Source organism: Streptomyces sp. NPDC127097 (genome assembly GCF_042724075.1).
GTDB lineage: Bacteria > Actinomycetota > Actinomycetes > Streptomycetales > Streptomycetaceae > Streptomyces.
This window is the reverse complement of the sequence record NZ_JBHXFI010000001.1, coordinates 248,409-262,752: the sequence shown is the minus strand read 5'-3', so window position 1 is coordinate 262,752 and position 14,344 is coordinate 248,409. Positions and strand designations below refer to the sequence as shown.

14 protein-coding genes are annotated in these 14,344 nt (G+C 72.7%); 11 read left to right on the top strand and 3 right to left on the bottom strand.

From position 1 onward, the window contains the following. Positions 1 to 41 precede the first annotated feature (41 nt). The 3 genes from ACFWJW_RS01235 to ACFWJW_RS01225 all read left to right on the top strand — a co-directional run bounded on the left by ACFWJW_RS01235 (position 42) and on the right by ACFWJW_RS01225 (position 3,408). Positions 42 to 479, top strand: coding sequence for a gamma-glutamylcyclotransferase (locus ACFWJW_RS01235; RefSeq protein WP_085924734.1), 438 nt, complete (start codon positions 42 to 44; stop codon positions 477 to 479). A 156-nt stretch (positions 480 to 635) separates the two neighbouring features. Further along, positions 636 to 1,457 carry a purine-nucleoside phosphorylase gene (locus ACFWJW_RS01230; RefSeq protein WP_387233090.1) on the top strand — a complete coding sequence of 274 codons (822 nt, stop codon included), beginning with the start codon at positions 636 to 638 and terminating at the stop codon, positions 1,455 to 1,457. 274 nt (positions 1,458 to 1,731) lie between these two features. Further along, positions 1,732 to 3,408, top strand: coding sequence for a phospho-sugar mutase (locus tag ACFWJW_RS01225; protein ID WP_387233087.1), 1,677 nt, complete (start codon positions 1,732 to 1,734; stop codon positions 3,406 to 3,408). 250 nt (positions 3,409 to 3,658) lie between these two features. Here the strand turns inward: ACFWJW_RS01225 and ACFWJW_RS01220 are convergent, their stop codons facing one another. Further along, a complete protein-coding gene (locus tag ACFWJW_RS01220) occupies positions 3,659 to 4,282 on the bottom strand; it encodes a PH domain-containing protein (RefSeq protein WP_387233084.1) in 624 nt (207 codons plus the stop codon). Positions 4,283 to 4,495: 213 nt separating this feature from the next. On the opposite strand from ACFWJW_RS01220, the gene deoC reads away from it, so the two are divergent. The 4 genes from deoC to ACFWJW_RS01200 all read left to right on the top strand — a co-directional run bounded on the left by deoC (position 4,496) and on the right by ACFWJW_RS01200 (position 8,608). After that, positions 4,496 to 5,491 (top strand): deoxyribose-phosphate aldolase, encoded by a 996-nt coding sequence (deoC, locus tag ACFWJW_RS01215; RefSeq protein WP_340487612.1) that lies wholly within the window; start codon positions 4,496 to 4,498, stop codon positions 5,489 to 5,491. A 7-nt stretch (positions 5,492 to 5,498) separates the two neighbouring features. Next, the gene (locus ACFWJW_RS01210; RefSeq protein ID WP_387233081.1) at positions 5,499 to 6,929 is read left to right on the top strand and encodes an aldehyde dehydrogenase family protein; all 1,431 of its coding nucleotides are present in this window, start codon (positions 5,499 to 5,501) and stop codon (positions 6,927 to 6,929) included. Beyond that, positions 6,922 to 7,791: an aldehyde dehydrogenase family protein gene (locus ACFWJW_RS01205; protein ID WP_387233079.1), complete on the top strand. Its 870-nt coding sequence runs from the start codon at positions 6,922 to 6,924 to the stop codon at positions 7,789 to 7,791. The genes ACFWJW_RS01210 and ACFWJW_RS01205 overlap by 8 nt, the downstream gene beginning before the upstream one ends. Before the next feature lie 127 nt (positions 7,792 to 7,918). After that, the gene (locus ACFWJW_RS01200; RefSeq protein ID WP_387233076.1) at positions 7,919 to 8,608 is read left to right on the top strand and encodes a hypothetical protein; all 690 of its coding nucleotides are present in this window, start codon (positions 7,919 to 7,921) and stop codon (positions 8,606 to 8,608) included. A 121-nt stretch (positions 8,609 to 8,729) separates the two neighbouring features. On the opposite strand, the gene ACFWJW_RS01195 is transcribed toward ACFWJW_RS01200, so the two are convergent. Then, positions 8,730 to 9,131: a hypothetical protein gene (locus tag ACFWJW_RS01195; protein WP_387233073.1), complete on the bottom strand. Its 402-nt coding sequence runs from the start codon at positions 9,129 to 9,131 to the stop codon at positions 8,730 to 8,732. Positions 9,132 to 9,287: 156 nt separating this feature from the next. On the opposite strand from ACFWJW_RS01195, the gene ACFWJW_RS01190 reads away from it, so the two are divergent. Beyond that, entirely contained in the window at positions 9,288 to 9,947 is a 660-nt protein-coding gene (locus ACFWJW_RS01190) for a uridine kinase (protein WP_387233070.1), read from the top strand. A gap of 251 nt (positions 9,948 to 10,198) precedes the next feature. Here the strand turns inward: ACFWJW_RS01190 and ACFWJW_RS01185 are convergent, their stop codons facing one another. After that, positions 10,199 to 10,996: a SigE family RNA polymerase sigma factor gene (locus ACFWJW_RS01185; protein WP_387233067.1), complete on the bottom strand. Its 798-nt coding sequence runs from the start codon at positions 10,994 to 10,996 to the stop codon at positions 10,199 to 10,201. Positions 10,997 to 11,221: 225 nt separating this feature from the next. Here ACFWJW_RS01185 and afsQ1 point away from each other — a divergent pair, with 225 nt between their 5' ends. The 3 genes from afsQ1 to ACFWJW_RS01170 are packed head-to-tail and all read left to right on the top strand — an operon-like array spanning position 11,222 to position 14,321. Next, complete coding sequence (afsQ1, locus tag ACFWJW_RS01180) at positions 11,222 to 11,899, top strand: two-component system response regulator AfsQ1 (RefSeq protein WP_026169550.1); 678 nt, start codon at positions 11,222 to 11,224, stop codon at positions 11,897 to 11,899. Beyond that, a complete protein-coding gene (locus ACFWJW_RS01175) occupies positions 11,896 to 13,698 on the top strand; it encodes an ATP-binding protein (protein WP_387233064.1) in 1,803 nt (600 codons plus the stop codon). Before afsQ1 ends, ACFWJW_RS01175 begins: the two co-directional genes overlap by 4 nt. Next, entirely contained in the window at positions 13,695 to 14,321 is a 627-nt protein-coding gene (locus tag ACFWJW_RS01170) for a hypothetical protein (protein ID WP_387233060.1), read from the top strand. Before ACFWJW_RS01175 ends, ACFWJW_RS01170 begins: the two co-directional genes overlap by 4 nt. The last annotated feature ends 23 nt before the right edge of the window (positions 14,322 to 14,344 follow it).

The following is a 14,344-nucleotide window of genomic DNA, read 5'->3' as shown; positions in this document are numbered from 1 at the left end:
CACCACGAGCCCGAAGGGCAACCTCCCGTACCCTCGGAACCATGTCGCTCTACGCCGCGTACGCCGGCAACCTCGACGCGCGGCTGATGTCCCGCCGCGCACCGCACTCGCCGCTGCGCGGCACCGGCTGGCTCAGCGGCTGGCGGCTCACCTTCGGCGGCGAGCAGATGGGCTGGGAGGGCGCGCTGGCGACGGTCGTCGAATCCCCCGGCTCCCAGCTCTTCGTCGCGCTCTACGACATCGCGCCCATGGACGAGGAGTCCATGGACCGCTGGGAGGGCGTCGGCATGGACATCTACCGCCGGATGCGGGTGCGGGCGCACACCCTCGAAGGCGACGAGGCGGCGTGGATCTATGTCCTCAACGGCTATGAGGGCGGTCTGCCGTCGGCCCGCTATCTGGGCGAGATCGCCGATGCCGCGGAGTCGGCGGGCGCGCCGCACGACTATGTGATGGAGCTGCGCAAGCGGCCCTGCTGACGGGCGCCGGCGCGCCGACCGGGGCGGGCACGCCGCCGTACGGGTGCCGCGACGCGCCCGGGAACCTGCTTTTGGCAGATGCCACAACGATTCGATCCCAGCACCGTGAGCAGCGACATCTACGCGCGTAGGGGATTACCGGCTACCCTCGTCCGCGTGAACGCATCTGTTACTCCGGACATCGCGCGCGACCCCCAGGGTGCCGCCGCCGACGCCGCCGCCCGTCTGCGTGAGCTGACCGGCGCCGAGACCCATGACGTCGCCCTGGTGATGGGCTCCGGCTGGGCGCCGGCCGCCGAGGCCCTGGGCGCGCCCGAGCACGAATTCCCCATCACCGAGCTGCCCGGCTTCCCGGCGCCGGCCGTCGCCGGGCACGGCGGCAAGATCCGCTCGTACCAGGTCGGCGCGAAGCGGGCGCTGGTCTTCCTGGGCCGTACCCACTACTACGAAGGGCGCGGGGTCGCCGCGGTCGCGCACGGCGTCCGCACCGCCGCCGCGGCCGGCTGCAAGACCATCGTGCTCACCAACGGGTGCGGCGGTCTGCGCGAGGGCATGCGCCCCGGCCAGCCGGTCCTCATCAGCGACCACCTCAACCTGACCGCCACCTCCCCGATCGTCGGCGCGAACTTCGTCGACCTGACGGATCTGTACTCGCCGCGGCTGCGCGCGCTGTGCAAGGAGGTCGACCCGAGCCTGGAGGAGGGCGTCTACGCCCAGTTCCCCGGCCCGCACTACGAGACCCCGGCCGAGATCAAGATGATCCGGACCCTGGGCGCCGACCTGGTCGGCATGTCCACCGTCCTGGAGGCCATCGCGGCGCGCGAGGCCGGCGCCGAGGTGCTCGGGCTGTCGCTGGTGACGAACCTCGCCGCCGGCATGACGGGCGAGCCGCTCAACCACGAAGAGGTGCTTCAGGCCGGCCGCGACTCCGCGACCCGGATGGGCAGCCTGCTCGCCCAGGTGCTCGGCAAGCTCTGAGCCACCGCGGCGCCACGGCGCCGCGCCGGACGACGACGGCTGACGGCCACGGCGGGTGACCCACCCGCCGGGCCGCCCCGTCCGCACCGCACCGGGCCCGCCGGTCCACCCCACCGCGCGGCGCGGCCCTCCCCCGCGCGCTGCCATCCAGTGGCATTGGCCGGTTTCGCGGCTCCCCGTACCCGCGTACCGGGTATGCGTGACGAGCCGAGAGGGCCTGCCTCCTCAGCCGTCCTCAGCGCGCCCCACCCCCATCCACCGTCAGGAGCATCACGTGGCTACCGATCCCGCGGAGCTGACCCACCGGGCCCAGGCATGGCTGGCCGAGGACCCCGACCCGGAGACCCGGGACGAGCTCGCCAAGCTCATCGCAGCCGAGGACACCGCCGAGCTGGCCGCCCGCTTCGCCGGCACCCTCCAGTTCGGCACCGCCGGGCTGCGCGGTGAACTGGGCGCGGGCCCGATGCGGATGAACCGCTCGGTGGTCATCCGGGCCGCGGCCGGCCTCGCCGCGTACCTCAAGGCCCAGGGCAACGGCTCCGGCCTGGTGGTCATCGGCTACGACGCCCGCCACAAGAGCGCCGACTTCGCCCGTGACACGGCGGCCGTGATGGTCGGCGCGGGCCTGCGCGCCGCGGTGCTGCCGCGCCCGCTGCCCACTCCGGTCCTGGCCTTCGCGATAAGGCACCTGGGCGCGGTGGCCGGGGTCGAGGTCACCGCCAGCCACAACCCGCCGCGCGACAACGGCTACAAGGTCTACCTGGGCGACGGCTCCCAGATCGTGCCGCCCGCGGACGGTGAGATCGCCGCCGAGATCGACGCGGTCCGCTCGCTGGCCGACGTCCCGCGCCCGGAGGCCGGCTGGGAAACCCTCGACGAGACGGTCCTGGACGCCTATCTGGCGCGTACGGACGCGGTCCTGACGCCCGGCTCCCCCCGGGACACGAAGGTCGTTTACACGCCCATGCACGGCGTCGGCCGGGACACCCTCGTCGCCGCCTTCGCCCGGGCCGGATTCCCGGCGCCGACGGTCGTCGCGGAACAGGCCGAGCCGGACCCGGACTTCCCGACGGTCGCCTTCCCCAACCCGGAGGAGCCGGGCGCGATGGACCTCGCGTTCGCCACCGCCCGGAACACCGCCGGCGTCGACATCGTGATCGCCAACGACCCGGACGCGGACCGCTGCGCCGTCGCCGTCCCCGCCCCCGGCACGCCGGACGGCTGGCGGATGCTGCGCGGCGACGAGGTCGGCGCGCTGCTCGCCGCCCACCTGGTGCGCAAGCGGGCGGCCGGCACGTTCGCGACGACCATCGTCTCCTCCCAGCTGCTGTCCCGTATTGCGTCCGCCGCCTCGCTCCCGTACGAGGAGACGCTGACCGGCTTCAAGTGGCTGGCCCGGGTGGACGGTCTGCGGTACGCCTTCGAGGAGGCGCTCGGCTACTGCGTCGATCCGGCGGGCGTCCGCGACAAGGACGGCATCACCGCGGCGCTGCTGATCACCGAGCTGGCCGCGGAACTCAAGCAGTCCGGGCGCACCCTCGGCGACCTCCTCGACGACCTCGCGCTGGACCACGGGCTGCACGCCACCGACCAGCTCTCGGTCCGCGTCGAGGACCTGTCGCTGATCGCCGACGCCATGCGCAGGCTGCGCGCGCAGCCGCCGACCGCGCTGGCGGGCCTGACCGTGACCCGAGCCGACGATCTGAACCAGGGCACGGAGACGCTGCCGCCGACCGACGGGCTGCGCTACTACCTGTCCGGTTCGCCGGCGGCCGGGATCGAGGCCGCCCGCGTGGTGGTCCGTCCCAGCGGCACCGAGCCCAAGCTCAAGTGCTACCTGGAGGTCGTGGTCCCGGTGCCCTCGGCCGAAGCCCTGCCCGAGGCCCACACGAAGGCCACCACGGCGCTGGCGTCCATCAAGCGGGACCTGGCGGAGGCGGCGGGGATCTGAACCCTCCCGTACCCGCCCACCCCACCCTCCCGTACCCGCCCACCCCCCGAAGGGGGGTGGGCGGCGGGGAAACAACAACACCGGGGTGGGCGGCGGGGAAACAACAACACCGGGGTGGGCGGCGGGGAAACAACAACACCGGGGTGGGCGGCGGGGAAACAACCCTGGGGTGCGCTCAACTCCCCGGTCCCCACTACGGGCCGCAGGCCCGGGCCGGCTACAGCACTACGGGCCGCAGGGCCCGGGCCAACTACAGCGCCACCATCACGGCCAGCCCCACCGCGCCCACCACCAACGGCACGAGCACCGCGTACGACCAGCGCACCACCGGCTCGCCCTGGGCGCTCTCGCGGTGGGCGGCGCGCTCCTTGATCTCACGCAGTTCGTCGAGGGTCTGGTCGGCCATGGCGCGCGGTACCGGGCCGGCGTCGGCGTCGAGCCCGAACCGGGGCCGGGGCGCGGCGCCCCGCGCCGCCTGGCGGCTGACCTTCTTGCGCTGCCGCAGCGAGACCGGGACGGCCCACAGCTGGTACTTGCCGCCGCTGGTGAACACCTCCGCGGAGAACCCCGCCCGCAGGTCCTCCACCGCGCCCCACGGCAGCGTGATCGTACGGAACGGGTTACGCACCGTCAGCCGGTCCTCGCCCGCCCTGACCAGCGGCCGCAGGTTGAAGGCGACCACCAGCGGTACCCCGAGGACCAGCGCGAACAGCGCCGTCAGCTTGGTGTGCGCGTCGCCCCGCAGCAGTGCGTCGCCGCCGAGCCAGAGTCCGAGCAGGAGGAGCAGCGCGCCGCCGGCGAGGGCCGCGGGCGAGCGGTAGCTGCGCTCCGCGTACTGCTGCTGGGGCGGGGAGGTCCGGTCCTGGCTCGTCATGGGGCCGATTCTGCCTGACCGTCCGGATGCCGGACATTGCGTTACGGCATCATTCAGGCGCGCGCCGTGGGCAGGTCCGCGCCCCGGTGCGGGCCTCATCCGGCGCCCCCACCGGGCACGTTGCCGGCATCCGGCCCCGTCCGCCCGGCCGGATTCGGACGGCTGAGGGGGATGACATGGTGCTACGCGCGTAGATATGCTCCCCTCGTGACCATGCCCATCACTGTTCCCGCATACGGCAAGGAAGCCGCGGGGCGTCTGGCGTCAATGGCGGACGTGACCGCCGACGACGGTGCGCTGCGCCGCTTCCTGCACGGCCTCCCGGGCGTCGACGCGGTCGGCCTCGAGGCCCGCGCCGCCACCCTCGGCACCCGCTCGATCAAGACGACGGCGAAGGCGTACGCCATCGATCTCGCCATCTCGATGATCGACCTGACGACCCTCGAAGGCGCGGACACCCCGGGCAAGGTCCGGGCGCTGTGCGCCAAGGGTGTCCACCCCGACCCCACCGACCGCACCAGCCCCAAGGTCGCGGCGATCTGTGTCTACCCGGACATGGTCGCGACGGCCAAGGAGGCGCTCGGCGACTCCGGCATCCATGTCGCGTCCGTCGCCACCGCCTTCCCCGCGGGCCGCGCCGCGCTGCCGGTCAAGCTGGCGGACACCCGGGACGCGGTCGCGGCCGGCGCCGACGAGATCGACATGGTGATCGACCGGGGCGCCTTCCTCTCCGGCCGCTACATGGACGTCTTCGAGGAGATCAAGGCCGTGAAGGAGGCGTGCGCCCGGCCCGACGGGAGCGCCGCCCACCTCAAGGTCATCTTCGAGACCGGTGAGCTCCAGACGTACGACAACGTGCGCCGGGTCTCCTGGCTGGCGATGCTCGCGGGCGCCGACTTCATCAAGACGTCCACCGGCAAGGTCGCCGTCAACGCCACCCCGCCGGTCACCCTCCTGATGCTGGAGGCGGTGCGCGACTTCCACGCCGCGACCGGCGTCCAGGTAGGCGTGAAGCCGGCCGGCGGCATCCGGACGACCAAGGACGCGATCAAGTACCTGGTCATGGTCAACGAGACGCTCGGCGAGCCCTGGCTGACCGCCGACTGGTTCCGCTTCGGCGCCTCCAGCCTCCTGAACGACCTGCTGATGCAGCGCCAGAAGCTCAGCACCGGCCGCTACTCCGGCCCCGACTACGTCACGGTGGACTGAGGCTCCCATGACCTTCGATTACGCACCCGCACCCGAGTCCCGCGCGGTCGTCGACATCGCGCCGTCCTACGGCCTGTTCATCGACGGCGAGTTCGCCCCGGCCTCCGACGGCAAGGTCTTCAAGACCGTCTCCCCGTCGTCCGAGGAGGTCCTCTCCGAGGTCGCCCAGGCCACCGGCGACGACGTCGGCCGCGCCGTGACGGCCGCCCGCAAGGCATTCGAGAAGTGGTCCGCGCTGCCCGGCGCCGAGCGCGCCAAGTACCTCTTCCGGATCGCCCGGATCATCCAGGAGCGCTCGCGCGAGCTGGCCGTGCTGGAGTCGTTGGACAACGGCAAGCCGATCCGGGAGTCCCGGGACGCCGATCTGCCGCTGGTCGCCGCGCACTTCTTCTACTACGCGGGCTGGGCCGACAAGCTCGACCACGCCGGCTACGGCGCGAACCCCCGCCCCCTGGGCGTCGCCGGCCAGGTCATCCCCTGGAACTTCCCCCTCCTCATGCTCGCGTGGAAGATCGCCCCGGCGCTGGCGACCGGCAACACGGTCGTCCTCAAGCCCGCCGAGACGACCCCGCTGTCCGCGCTGTTCTTCGCGGACATCTGCCGCCAGGCGGGCCTGCCGAAGGGTGTCGTCAACATCCTGACGGGAGACGGTTCCACGGGCGCCGCGCTGGTCGCGCACCCGGACGTCAACAAGGTCGCCTTCACGGGCTCCACCGAGGTCGGCAAGGCCATCGCCCGTACGGTCGCCGGCACGGACAAGAAGGTGACCCTGGAGCTGGGCGGCAAGGCGGCGAACATCGTCTTCGACGACGCCCCGCTCGACCAGGCCGTCGAGGGCATCGTCAACGGCATCTTCTTCAACCAGGGCCACGTCTGCTGCGCGGGCTCCCGCCTGCTGGTCCAGGAGTCCGTCCAGGACGAGCTGCTGGACGCCCTCAAGCGCCGGATGCGGACCCTGCGGGTGGGCGACCCACTGGACAAGAACACCGACATCGGCGCCATCAACTCCGCCGAGCAGCTGGCCCGGATCACCGCGCTGGCCGACGCGGGCGAGGCCGAGGGCGCCGAGCGCTGGTCGCCGTCCTGTGAACTCCCCACCACGGGCTACTGGTTCGCCCCGACGCTGTTCACCGGCGTCACCCAGGCGCACCGCATCGCCCGCGAGGAGATCTTCGGCCCGGTGCTGTCCGTACTGACCTTCCGCACCCCGGCCGAGGCCGTGGAGAAGGCCAACAACACCCCCTACGGCCTCTCCGCCGGCATCTGGACGGAGAAGGGCTCGCGGATGCTGTGGATGGCGAACAAGCTCCGCGCGGGCGTCATCTGGTCCAACACGTTCAACAAGTTCGACCCGGCCTCGCCCTTCGGCGGCTACCAGGAGTCGGGCTACGGCCGCGAGGGCGGCCGGCACGGTCTGGAGGCGTACCTCAATGTCTGAGCTGACTGGCCGACTCTCCGTCTTCAAGACCTACAAGCTGTACGTCGGGGGCAAGTTCCCCCGGTCCGAGAGCGGGCGGGTGTACGAGGTGACCGACTCCAAGGGCACATGGCTCGCCAACGCCCCGCTGGCCTCCCGTAAGGACGCCCGGGACGCGGTGGTCGCCGCCCGTAAGGCCGTCGGCGGCTGGTCCGGCGCCACGGCCTACAACCGCGGCCAGATCCTCTACCGCATCGCCGAGATGCTGGAGGGCCGCCGCGACCAGTTCGCCGCCGAGGTCGCCGCGGCCGAGGGGCTGTCGAAGGCGAAGGCCACGGCCCAGGTGGACGCCGCGATCGACCGCTGGGTCTGGTACGCGGGCTGGTCCGACAAGGTCGCCCAGATCGCCGGCGGCACCAACCCGGTGGCCGGCCCGTACTTCAACGTGTCGGCCCCCGAGCCGACCGGTGTGGTCGCGGTCCTGGCCCCGCAGGAATCGTCGTTCCTCGGCCTGGTCTCGGTGATCGCCCCGGCGATCGTCACCGGCAACACGGTGGTCGTGGCGGCCGCCGAGAACGCCCCGCTGCCCGCCCTCTCCCTGGCCGAGGTGCTCGCCACCTCCGACCTCCCGGGCGGCGTGGTCAACATCCTCTCCGGCCGCACCGCGGAACTGTCCGCCCCGCTCGCCGCCCACCAGGACGTCAACGCCCTCGATCTCGCGGGCGCGGACGACGAACTGGCAGCGGCCCTGGAAACGGCCGCGGCCGACAACCTCAAGCGCGTCCTCCGCCCGGCCCCGGTCAACTGGACCGCCGACCCTGGCACCGCCCGTCTGCTGGCCTTCCTGGAGACGAAGACGGTCTGGCATCCCATGGGGGTGTAGGGCTCCTGCGACGCCGTTCAGGACTGCTGCGGCGTCCGTACGGCGTCCGTGCAACGACGGTGCGGGGTCTCGCCCATGGGGCGGGGCCCCGCACCGTTGTGGTGTACCGGACAGGGAAGATGAGGGCGTGAAACCTGATCACGTCACCCCCTGCCGCCAGTTCCTGCACCCCGGTGAGGTGTTGTGGGAGGCCAGGGAATACGCCGAGTACCCGGACCTGCCGCTGGTGCCCGCCCAGCTGCGGGCGCCCCGGAAGCGGCCGGCGCGCGAGAAAGGGATCCTGGGGGCGCTGAGCGAGGTGCTCGACAAGGCGTCGCGGCCGCCCAGTGCTACGGCCGGCAGCCGGCCCGGCGGCAGGCCGCTCGACAACCGGCTGGTCGGCAACCCGGTGACGCGCGCGGTCGGCACGGTCGCGGAGAACCTCAACGAGGCGCAGGAGAACCTCGCGGACGCCGTCGACGACGCCGCGAACCGTGCCCTGTTCGGCAGGACCATGGAGGGCGACTGGGCGAGCATGGCCGGCCGGTTCCTCGTTCAGGTCACCAACGCGGGCGGCTCGCCGCGGCACCAGGCACTCACCGACCGCCGGCTGTTCGTGCTGACGGACCATGCCTCCGGCTGGCGGGAGCGCCCGCCGGAGCTGGAGGTCGCCGCCCAGATCCAGCTGTCGAACATCGCGGAACTGCGGCCCAGGCCGCGCACGGTGTTCCCCCGCGGCCGCTTCGACCTGGTCTTCGTCGACGGCTCGTGGCTGGCGTTGTCCTGTTCGTTCCAGGAGGACATGGAGGCGTTGGTCGGGGCCTTCCGGGGGCGCTGATCCCGGGCCTGCCCGGGCCGTTCGAGCGTCGCGGCTCCTGCGGCGGGGCGCGAGCGGTCCGGGCGGTGGGAGCCGCCGAGGCAGCGCCCGCCGCGCCGGACCGCGGGCCGGCCGCGACCGCTCACCCCGGCAGCACCTTCGTCACCGTCCCCACCAGCGGCAGGTCCTTGAGCGCGGCGCCGTTCGAGAGGGCGCCGGTCAGCAGCGAGGTGCCCACCGGCTTGAAGTCGGCGATCTGGGTGCTCACGACGTTGGCGAGCGGGTCGACGGAGGTGTTGGCCAGCGGGTCCAACTGGAGTTTCTTGACCGGGCCGAGGCCGCCGGCCGCGGAGTGCAGCAGGGCGCCGGTCAGCCCTGAGGCCGCGGCACCGGTGTCGGTGGCGAGGTCCGAGGCGGCCGGCGCCGCGCTCGCCGTGGCCGCACCGCCCGCCGCGAGCGCCGCACCGGCGGCGGAGATCACCAGTCCCGCCCGCAGCAAGGCGCGCGGAACGCGGCTGGGCTTGGGACGCGCATGGGAGGGCATGTGCCACCTGCCTGTGGATCGAAGGGTTCGAAGTGCTGTGCGAGCCAGAGCATTCGGGTAATCAATTGACTGCGTAGCGTAGTTGAGGGGCGGGGGTCGATCCACCTCGCGCGCCAGGGGTACCCCACACGGCGCAATACGCGACAATGGGTGCCCGTGAGCTCCCACACCGCCACCCGGCCGTCCGCCGCCCGGCCCCCTGCTGCCCAGGTCGTTCTGCTGACCGGACCCTCGGGTTCCGGCAAGACGTCCCTGGCCGCCCGCAGCGGCCTCCCCGTCCTCAACCTCGACGACTTCTACAAGGAGGGGACGGACCCGACGCTGCCGCAACTGCCCGACGGCGGCGGCGCCGACTGGGACGCGCCGCTGTCCTGGGACGCCGGCGCCGCCGTCGCGGCCATCGACGCGCTGTGCCGTACGGGGCGGGCCGACGTCCCGGTGTACGACATCGCGAGCAGCGCCCGGGTGGGCGCGTCGGGGCTCGACCTCGGCGGCGCCCCGCTGTTCATCGCGGAGGGCATCTTCGCGGCCGAGGTCATCGCGGACTGCCGGGCCGCGGGGCTGCTGGCCGACGCGCTGTGTCTGCGCGGCCGCCCCACCACCACCTTCCGCCGGCGGCTGGCGCGGGATCTGCGCGAGGGCCGCAAGTCCGCCCCGTATCTCGTCCGTCGCGGCCTGCGGCTGCTGCGCGCCGAGCGGTCGGTCGTCGCCCGGCACACCGCCCTGGGCGCGCACGCCTGCGCCAAGCCGGAGGCGCTGGCCCGGATATCGGCCGCGGGGACGCCGGACGCGGTGGGCGCGGCCGTCCGTTCCTGACGGGGCGGAGGCGCGGCCGTCCGTTCCTGACCGGCCGGGCGGTGCCGCGACGGCGCCTGCGCGCACCCGGCGCAGACACGAAGAAGCGGGCTCGGACAGACCCCCCGGCCGTCCGAACCCGCTCTTCTCCCCCTGCTCCCCCGTATCCCCCGATACGCCCGGCCTCCGTGGATCACTCCGCTTCGGCCGGTTCCCCCGTATCCCCGTTCCCCCTCGGGCGTTCCCCCTGCCCCCCGGGCTCCCCCCGGTCCTCAGGCCACCAGCTCGCCGAAGGACTCCTCCTCGTCACGGCCGAAGCTGAGGACCTCGTCCTCACGCAGCCGGCGCAGGGCGCGCCAGATGCTCGACTTCACCGTGCCGACACTGATGTTGAGAATGTCCGCGATCTCCGGGTCCGTACGGCCCTCGTAGTAGCGCAGCACCAGCATCGTGCGCTGCGTCTCGGGCAGCCGGACCAGCGCCTGCCACAGCACGGCCCGCAGCTCGGTGCCGCGCATCGCGTCCACGTCACCGGCCGTCTCCGGCAGCTCCTCGGTCGGGTACTCGTTGAGCTTGCGCCGGCGCCAGGCACTGATGTGCAGATTGGTCATGGTGCGGCGCAGATAGCCGCCGAGCGCCGCCTTGTCACTGATCCGGTCCCACGCCCGGTAGGTCGAGAACAGCGCGCTCTGGAGCAGGTCCTCGGCCTCGTAGCGGTCGCCGGTCAGGTGGTAGGCGGTGGCGTACAGGGAGGCGCGGCGCTCCTGGACGTAGGCGGTGAAGGCCGCTTCGGCCTCGGCCGCCTCCGACGCGGAACGCCGTTCCCCCGTGGCCTCCCCGTACTCCGCTCCCCCGGTGTTTCCCCCGTTTTCTCCCCCGTGGGCGGCCTTGCCCCCGTGCCCCGGGTCGATTTCCACCCTCATCGCGTCGATGGCCACCGTGAAGGGCGGCCGCTGACGCCCGGTGCTGCGGGTACAGCCCCGTACGGCACCGGACTTCTCGCCGGTCCGGACGACATCGTGGAGTCGCGTGATAACTGCGCTGGAAGTGCTGCCGTGCAGTGTGTTCATCTCGCGCCCCCCGTCGTAGAGCCAGCTCGTTCGGTGTCTACCGGGTGTTGATCTCTCCCGGTGCCCAAAAGACTGCCAAGCCAGTTTCATCGCGTTGTCCGCCGACTGTCACAGCCCTGTCACAGGGCTCTGGGCGGCGCGTCGCGGGCGCCTCACGCGGTGGGCCTTGTGTACGAGAGCGCCACTTGTCGATGTCCCGGCGTCCCATGGGCCAGAATGGCTGACGTGCCTTTCCTGTTGCTGATCGAGGACGACGACGCCATCCGCACGGCCCTCGAACTCTCGCTGTCCCGCCAGGGTCACCGTGTGGTGACCGCGGCGACGGGCGAGGACGGCCTGAAGCTGCTGCGTGAGCAGCGCCCGGACCTGATCGTGCTGGATGTGATGCTGCCGGGCATCGACGGTTTCGAGGTGTGCCGGCGGATCAGGCGTACGGACCAGCTGCCCATCATCCTGCTCACCGCGCGTAACGACGACATCGACGTCGTGGTGGGGCTGGAGTCCGGCGCCGACGACTATGTCGTCAAACCGGTCCAGGGGCGGGTGCTGGACGCCCGGATCCGGGCCGTGCTGCGCCGCGGTGAGCGGGAGTCCAGTGATTCGGCGACGTTCGGCTCGCTGGTGATCGACCGGTCGGCGATGACGGTCACCAAGAACGGCGAGGATCTGCAACTGACACCGACCGAGCTGCGGTTGCTGCTGGAGCTGAGCCGCCGGCCCGGTCAGGCGCTGTCCCGCCAGCAGCTGCTGCGGCTGGTGTGGGAGCACGACTACCTCGGCGACTCGCGCCTGGTGGACGCGTGTGTGCAGCGGCTGCGGGCGAAGGTGGAGGACGTGCCGTCCTCGCCGACCCTGATCCGTACGGTCCGTGGCGTCGGCTACCGGCTGGATTCGCCGCAGTGAGGGAACGTTCCGCGGGCGCTACGGCGGACGAGAGCACGGACGACAGCGCGGGCGCCGAGGCCGGGAGCGCGTCCGGGCCCGCGGCGGGCCGGCGGACGCAGCGGGTGCTGCGGGGGCTGCGCCGGGCGTCGGGGCTGCTGCGCTGGACCAGTCTGCGGCTGCGGCTGGTCGTGGTCTTCGGGCTGGTGGCGCTGACGGCGGCGGTCTCGGCGTCGGGCATCGCGTACTGGCTCAACCGCAACACCGTTCTGGAGCGCACCCAGAACGCCGTCCTCAACGACTTCCGCAAGTCGTTGGAGGACAGTACGCGGTCGCTGCCGCTGCGGCCGCGGTGTGCCGAACTCCAGGACGCGGCACGGCAGATGGCGGCCGGTCCGCAGGACTACGCGGTGCTGCTGATCGGGGTCGACCGCGAGGGCAAGGCGTGCGCGGCCACCACGAACAAGAATCTGCTGACGCTCAACAGCGTGCCCCTGGCGCTGCGTACCGCGGTCGACGAGGTGCGCACGGTCGACGAGTCCAACCGCTACGCGCACCACTTGTACTGGCAGCGCAAGGAGGTCGGGGACGCCCCCTATCTCGTCGCCGGGGCGAAGGTGATCGGCGGCGGGCCCACCGGCTACATGATGAAGTCGCTGGCCACCGAGCGGCAGGACCTCAACTCGCTGGCCTGGTCGCTGGGGATCGCGACGGCGCTCGCGCTGGTCGGCTCGGCGCTGCTGGCGCAGGCCGCGGCGACGACCGTGCTGCGGCCCGTACAGCGGCTCGGGCATGCCGCGCGGCAGTTGGGCGAGGGGCGGCTGGACACCCGGCTGCGGGTGACCGGCACGGACGAACTGGCCGATCTGTCCCGGACGTTCAACCGCACGGCGGAGCGTCTGGAGCACCGGGTCGAGGAGCTGAGCGGGCGGGAGGCGGCGTCCCGGCGGTTCGTCGCCGATATGTCGCACGAGCTGCGGACGCCGCTGACCGCGATCACCGCGGTCTCCGAGGTGCTGGAGGAGGAGGCGGACTCCCTCGATCCGATGATCGCGCCGGCGGTGCAGCTGGTGGTCAGCGAGACCCGGCGGCTGAACGATCTCGTGGAGAACCTGATGGAGGTCACCCGCTTCGACGCGGGGACGGCCCGGCTGGTGCTGGACGACGTCGATGTCGCGGACCAGGTGACCGCCTGTGTCGACGCCCGGGCCTGGCTGGACGCGGTCGAGCTGGACGCGGACCGCGGCATCGTGGCCCGTCTGGACCCGCGGCGGCTCGATGTGATCCTGGCGAATCTGATCGGCAACGCCCTCAAGCACGGCGGCTCGCCGGTGCGGGTCTCGGTGCACACCGAGGAGGTGCCGGGTGACGGCGCGGGCGGCAGGACGGGCAGCACGGCGGTGACCGGCGGTCCGGCCGCGCCCCATGGGTCCGGCGGTCCGGAAGCCGGCACGGAGCAGGAGGGTCCGGAGCGGTCCGGGCCGGAGTCGGACGCGGGGCGGCCCGGGGGCGGCGAGCTGGTGATCCGCGTACGGGATCACGGCCCCGGCATCCCGGAAGAAGTCCTTCCGCATGTCTTCGACCGCTTCTACAAGGCGAGCGCGTCCCGGCCGCGGTCGGAGGGCAGCGGTCTGGGCCTGTCGATCGCGCTGGAGAACGCGCATATCCACGGCGGGGAGATCACCGCGGCCAACCTCCCCGAGGGCGGCGCGGTCTTCACGCTGCGGCTGCCGATGGACGCCACGCCGCTGACGGACGGCGAGCGCAGGGACCGCGGCACGGCCCGCGCGGCCGACGAGGGCACGGAGGACGGGCGATGACGCCGATCAGGCGGAGGGGGCGGCGCACCGCCGCCGTGGCGGCGCTCACGCTCGTCGCCGCGGGCTGCGGCATCCGGGGCACGTCGGTACCGGTCGACGCGGGGGGCGCGCCCTCGCGGGTGAGCTGCAAGGCCCCGGCGAGCGAGCCGGCGCCGAACCCGCCCGGCCGGTCCCAGGCCACCGTCTATCTGGTGTGCGGTTCGGCGCTGGCCCAGGTGGAGCGGGCGGTATCGCTGCCCAAGGGCTCGGCGGACACCGATCCACGGCTGCCGACCGCCCGTGCGCTGCTGAAGGAGCTCCAGCGGCAGCCGTCGTCCGACGAGGACCGGGCCGGCTTCAGCACCGCGCTCCCCGAGGACCTGAAGGTCACGGCACCGCGCTCGGGCGATCCCGCGGACACCCTGCGGCTGAGCATCCGGCCGGAGGATCTGCCGTCGTTCGCACTGGCACAGCTGGTGTGCACCTACGGCGCGAGCCCGGCGCTGGGCAAGCAGCACGCGGCCGTGCTCGGCGGACCGGGCGAGACCACCGCGCACCGCTACGACTGCTCGGACGATGTGCTGGCCAATCCGGACATAGCGGAGAACGCCGGGTGGGGCGACCCGTTGGCGGAAGAGGACTGACCCGGCGGACCGAGCCGGGCTCA

Excerpts from the sequence above, each read along its gene's own strand:
- ACFWJW_RS01235 (WP_085924734.1), top strand. The coding sequence starts at position 42 with ATGTCGCTCTACGCCGCGTACGCCGGCAACCTCGACGCGCGGCTGATG.
- ACFWJW_RS01220 (WP_387233084.1), bottom strand. The coding sequence starts at position 4,282 with ATGACGAGCCAGGACCGGACCTCCCCGCCCCAGCAGCAGTACGCGGAG.
- deoC (WP_340487612.1), top strand. The coding sequence starts at position 4,496 with ATGCCCATCACTGTTCCCGCATACGGCAAGGAAGCCGCGGGGCGTCTG.
- ACFWJW_RS01210 (WP_387233081.1), top strand. The coding sequence starts at position 5,499 with ATGACCTTCGATTACGCACCCGCACCCGAGTCCCGCGCGGTCGTCGAC.
- ACFWJW_RS01205 (WP_387233079.1), top strand. The coding sequence starts at position 6,922 with ATGTCTGAGCTGACTGGCCGACTCTCCGTCTTCAAGACCTACAAGCTG.
- ACFWJW_RS01195 (WP_387233073.1), bottom strand. The coding sequence starts at position 9,131 with ATGCCCTCCCATGCGCGTCCCAAGCCCAGCCGCGTTCCGCGCGCCTTG.
- ACFWJW_RS01185 (WP_387233067.1), bottom strand. The coding sequence starts at position 10,996 with ATGAACACACTGCACGGCAGCACTTCCAGCGCAGTTATCACGCGACTC.
- ACFWJW_RS01170 (WP_387233060.1), top strand. The coding sequence starts at position 13,695 with ATGACGCCGATCAGGCGGAGGGGGCGGCGCACCGCCGCCGTGGCGGCG.